Here is a 3,476-nt window from a genome sequence, read left to right as displayed (position 1 = left end):
CTTCAGTCAGCGATGGCCGAGGACGCGAATCGGCGGCAATTCAAGGCGCGTATCGAATCGGAACAAAAAACGCAACGGGTGGAATTCTCTTTTCAAGAACCGCTCCGGCCTGGCGAATGGCGGCTGCATCTTTCCTTTCACGGCAAGCTGAACGATCAGCTCCGCGGCTTCTATCGGAGTACCTACAAAGATGTTTTAGGAACGCAGCAGACGTTGGCGGCCACGCAGTTCGAAGCCACGGATGCGCGCCGGGCCTTTCCCTGTTGGGACGAACCGGATTTTAAAGCGGTGTTCGCGACCACGCTCGTGATCGACCCTCATCTCACAGCCATCTCAAATACGTCGGTCATATCGGAGTCCGTTGAGAGCGGCAAGAAAGTCGTACGGTTCGCAGACACCATCAAGATGTCAACCTATCTCGTGGCTTTCGTGGTCGGTCGTATGGAGGCGACGGAGCCGGTATGGATCGGTAAGACGCCTCTTCGGCTGTGGACGGTTCCAGGGAAACAACCGCTCACTCCGTTCGGACAGGATATCGCTGCGGCATCCCTGAAGTTCTTCGAAGATTACTACGGCATGCCTTACCCGGGAGACAAGCTCGACCTCTTGGCCATTCCGGACTTTGCTTCCGGGGCGATGGAAAATCTCGGCGCCATCACGTTCCGTGAGACGGCGTTACTCGTGGATCGACAAACCGGAACCCATGCCGAGCTCGAGCGCGTAGCCGACGTGGTGGCCCATGAGAACGCCCATATGTGGTTCGGCGACTTAGTCACTATGTCGTGGTGGAATGGGCTTTGGCTGAACGAGGCGTTCGCGACCTTCATGGAGATGCTGGCCGTTGATGCCGGGAAACCGGAATGGAAACGTTGGGAGAGTTTCAGCGTCGCGCGAGCGGCCGCGTTCTCGGTCGATGGGCTGGTGAGCACCCGGCCGATCGAATACCCGGTTCACGCACCGAAGGACGCCGACGCAATGTTCGACATTTTGACCTATGAAAAAGGGGCGTCGGTCCTTCGGATGTTGGAGCAGCATATCGGCCCAACGGTCTTCCGGGACGGTGTGCGACAGTATCTTCGTACCCATGCGTACGGCAACGCGGATACGCAGGATCTCTGGACGGCCCTCGGCACGGCGGCCCGCCAACCGGTGCCTGAGTTGATGAACGGGTGGATCTTTCAACCGGGGTTTCCCTTGGTCACGGCGGAATTGCATGGTCAAGAACTGCGGCTCTCGCAACAACGGTTTACGTATCTCGTCCAAGAGCCGGCGTTGGAGGAACTGTGGCAGATCCCCATCCAGATTCGTCTTGCCGTCGGCAATCGTACGGAACACCGTCAACTCTTGTTGACCGGGCAAGAGACGAAGGTCGGACTACCAGATGGAGTGACGTCCGTGTTTGTCAACGAAGGAGGGCATGGGTTTTATCGTGTCCGCCATCGGGCCCCGCTCCTAGAGCAACTACTCGATCAGGGGCTTGATCGTCTGGCGGCCATCGAACGGTTCATCCTCGTCAGTGACACGTGGGCGACCACAGTGGCCGGGCTCACGACGCTTCCGGAGTATCTCCGACTCACCGGCCATTTCAAGAGTGAGCGGGACAAGAACGTCTGGGCGGTGTTGCTGGACTCCTTTTCCTTCCTGAACAGGATCATCTCCTCGGAAGATCGGAAAGACCTTGAAACCCTTGTGTGCCACTGCGTCAAGCCGACAATAGAGGAGTTGGGATGGGATACGAGGCAAGGCGAGTCGGATCTCGTTCGGCAATTGCGGGGTGATCTACTCGGCGCTCTTGGCAAACTGGGTAATGATGCTGCGACACAACAGGAGGCGGCAGAACGGTATCGGCGATACCGCCAAGATCCGGCTTCCATCGACTCGAATGTCGTGCCCGCGCTCGTGGCCATTCTGGCCCACACCGGAGACGAAGCCCGGTATGATGAATTCTTAGAACTTTATCGAACCGGGTCTACCCCCCAGGAAGAACGGCGCTACCTCTTTTCTTTGGCCTCTTTTCGGCACAAGGAGTTACTCGCGCGCACCTTAACCCGCACGATCAACGGCGAGATCCGCACCCAAGACGCTCCCTTCATCGTCGGAGCCATGCTCCTGAGTGTGTATAGCCGTGACCTCACGTGGGATTTTGTGAAAGCGAATTGGGATCACATGGATCGGCTGTTCCCGAAACAAGGTCTGAGGCGGATGTGCGGAGGCATCGTCGGTCTTGCCACTCCGGAGCTCGAACAGGACGTGCGCGACTTTTTCGCGTCCCGCAAGATCGATCTGGGCGGGAAGACGCTGGAGCAGTACCTGGAACAACTCCGTGTGTCCGTCTCGTTCCGCGAACGGGAAGGACGCACGATACAGGCAGCGCTTGTCAGCGCGATACAGCACGAAACATAGAACATCCATCCATGCTTTAGAGAGCGGCATTTCTTTCTTGCCTTTCTCAGGGATGGGGTTAATAAGCCGGTGTCAAGCTCAATCAATGTTATACAATAGACAACCTACGGACCGCGCCGGACGCGAATGGCTTCACGGTCGATGATCACAAGCGCTCGCGCAAGCTCTTCGTCTGGCACCTCCGTGAGTAGCCGCTCCAGCGCCAGTTGAGTTTCCTCGATCGTGGTGGGCCAGACGCGCAGTCGAATGATTCCCGAGTGGGAGCCAAGGGGAAACGCCCGCTGGTCGGCAAAATCTTCGTCAAACGTGATGATCATGGCGTTCTGCCGCTGAGCCCAGGCGAAGAGCGTTTCGTCAAGCTGACCGGATAGGTCGACGTCAACAGTATGGAAGACCGTCCACTGCGGACGCCGAGTTCGAATCCAGGGAGCGACGGCACGGGGGACGTTTTGATCCAAGAGGACGGTGAGAGCTTCAGGCACGGGGGATCACTTTATCTTCATCGACGACCTGACTTACATAGTCCAGGGCCGCCGCAATGTCCTCGCGAGTGAGTTCAGGGTAGGTTTGCAGGATTGGATCGTTCGTATAGCCGCCGGCAATCAGGCCGAGAATGTTGGTCACCATGATCCGTGTGCCGCGAATGCAGGGTTTCCCGCTGCAGATATGAGGGTCTATGCTGATTCGTTCATAGCGCATGGCACTCTCCAGAGATCGAACCAAAGATCAGTGATCCAACATTCTCATGATAGCAAGCCCTATCGAACTGGTCAAAGCATCTGGCTCAGCACGTCAGCTCTGAGGTAATCGCCGGATGTGCGGAGGCATCGTCGGTCTTGCCACTCCGGAGCTCGAACAGGACGTGCGCTCGTTCTTTGCCACTCGCAAGCTCGATCTGGGCGGGAAGACGCTGGAGCAGTACCTGGAACAACTCCGTGTCGCCGTCTCGTTCCGTGAACGGGAAGGACGAGGGATTCGTGCCGCACTCGTCCACGCGCTTGAGGCCTGAAACGTCAGTTCTTGCTCGGTTCCTGCACCATCAGAGATTACTCAGCTGACCGTTCATGACCTGT

Annotated in this window: 4 protein-coding genes; 2 read left to right on the top strand and 2 right to left on the bottom strand. The window is 57.5% G+C overall.

Annotated features, from left to right (window positions below; translation table 11 throughout):
* Positions 1–2,403: M1 family metallopeptidase (locus ACOSYY_RS01580; protein WP_421660507.1), on the top strand; the 2,403-nt coding region annotated here is incomplete at its 5' end.
* A gap of 104 nt (positions 2,404–2,507) precedes the next feature.
* Here the strand turns inward: ACOSYY_RS01580 and ACOSYY_RS01575 are convergent.
* A complete protein-coding gene (locus tag ACOSYY_RS01575; RefSeq protein WP_421660506.1) occupies positions 2,508–2,885 on the bottom strand; it encodes a DUF5615 family PIN-like protein in 378 nt (125 codons plus the stop codon).
* Positions 2,878–3,102: a DUF433 domain-containing protein gene (locus ACOSYY_RS01570; protein ID WP_421660505.1), complete on the bottom strand. Its 225-nt coding sequence runs from the start codon at positions 3,100–3,102 to the stop codon at positions 2,878–2,880. The genes ACOSYY_RS01575 and ACOSYY_RS01570 overlap by 8 nt, the downstream gene beginning before the upstream one ends.
* A 115-nt stretch (positions 3,103–3,217) precedes the next feature.
* Between ACOSYY_RS01570 and ACOSYY_RS01565 the strand changes: the two genes are divergently transcribed.
* Positions 3,218–3,412: a hypothetical protein gene (locus tag ACOSYY_RS01565; RefSeq protein ID WP_421660504.1), complete on the top strand. Its 195-nt coding sequence runs from the start codon at positions 3,218–3,220 to the stop codon at positions 3,410–3,412.
* Positions 3,413–3,476 lie beyond the last annotated feature (64 nt).

Source organism: Nitrospira sp. BLG_2 (assembly GCF_049222245.1).
This window is presented reverse-complemented; position numbering and strand designations above follow the sequence as displayed.